General features: G+C 71.6%; 1 protein-coding gene and 3 tRNA genes. All 4 read left to right on the top strand.

What is annotated here, in order from left to right:
* Nucleotides 1-682 (top strand): cupin domain-containing protein (locus ACFU0Y_RS18230; protein WP_380216385.1); only part of this gene is annotated, 682 nt, incomplete at its 5' end.
* Nucleotides 683-769: 87 nt separating this feature from the next.
* Nucleotides 770-841: transfer RNA gene (locus ACFU0Y_RS18225), tRNA-Gln, on the top strand.
* Nucleotides 842-863: 22 nt separating this feature from the next.
* A tRNA-Glu gene (locus ACFU0Y_RS18220) sits at nucleotides 864-939 on the top strand.
* 139 nt (nucleotides 940-1,078) lie between these two features.
* Nucleotides 1,079-1,154, top strand: a tRNA-Glu gene (locus tag ACFU0Y_RS18215).
* Nucleotides 1,155-1,188: the final 34 nt, after the last annotated feature.

The following is a 1,188-nucleotide window of genomic DNA, read 5'->3' as shown; positions in this document are numbered from 1 at the left end:
GGTCCGGCCACCCCACCGGGGTCGGCCGGACCGCCGTCGTCGTGAACGTCATCTGCGCGCACCGGCGCTGCCCGGCGTAGCCTGGATCACGGGGGCGATCACCATGGACCGGACCGACGACCAGCTCGAGGCACTGCGCGCGGGACGCCCGCAGCACCACAACCCGGTGCAGCGGGACGCCGTCACCTGGCTGCGGACCGGCGACGAGACGGGGGGCGAGCACGCCCTCCTGCACGTGGAGGTGGAGCCCGGTGGAGAGGTGCTCGCCCACTACCACCGCCGGTTCGGGATGCGCCTGCGCGTCCTGGAGGGCGTCCTGCGCGTCCAGGTCGGCCACGTGGTGCGGGACCTCGGCGTCGGGGGAGAGGTCGAGGTGCCCGAGGAGCACCTGTTCCGCTGGAAGAACCCGGGCGGGTCGCCGGCCCGGTTCGTGGTCGAGCTGAGGCCCGCCCACGAGGGCTTCGAGAAGGGCCTGGTGGTCCTGTACGGGCTCGCCCGGGACGGGCGCGCCCGCCGGGACGGCCGCCCGCGGAGCCTGCTGCGCACCGCGCTGCTCATCCAGTGGACGGACATCAACCTGCCGGGGGTCTACCGCTGGCTCGGGCCGGTCGTCCGGGCGCTGGCAGGGATCGCCCGCCGCCGGGGGATCGACCGCGAGCTCGAGGACCGCTACTGCAGCTGACTCCGATTTGCCGCCGCGCCGGAAGGCCGGTATAGTTCTTTTGCGTTGCGCCGGTCGTCGCGGGGAAACCCCGGGCCGGGACGACAGTGGGATATGGTGTAATTGGCAACACTACGGTTTCTGGTACCGTCATTCTAGGTTCGAGTCCTGGTATCCCAGCGCTGCTCCATCGGAACAGTACGGCCCCATCGTATAGCGGCCTAGTACGCCGCCCTCTCACGGCGGTAACGCGGGTTCGAATCCCGCTGGGGTCACCAGCGCAGAGCACCCCCGGACCACACGGTCCGGGGGTGCTCTGCTGTCCGGGGGTGTTCCACCGGGCGGTGTCCGGGACAGGTCCGGGAGCTGGTACAGTGTACGAGGCCGGTCGCGGGCAACCGCGGACCGGATCGGCAGGGCCCCATCGTATAGCGGCCTAGTACGCCGCCCTCTCACGGCGGTAACGCGGGTTCGAATCCCGCTGGGGTCACCACGGACGACGCCCCCCGGACCACGAGGTCCGGGGG

Origin of the sequence: Kocuria sp. NPDC057446 (genome assembly GCF_042802875.1) — a bacterium.
Lineage (GTDB): Bacteria > Actinomycetota > Actinomycetes > Actinomycetales > Micrococcaceae > Kocuria.
Note: the sequence above shows the minus strand (reverse complement) of the source record. Positions and strands in the feature narration are given on the sequence as shown.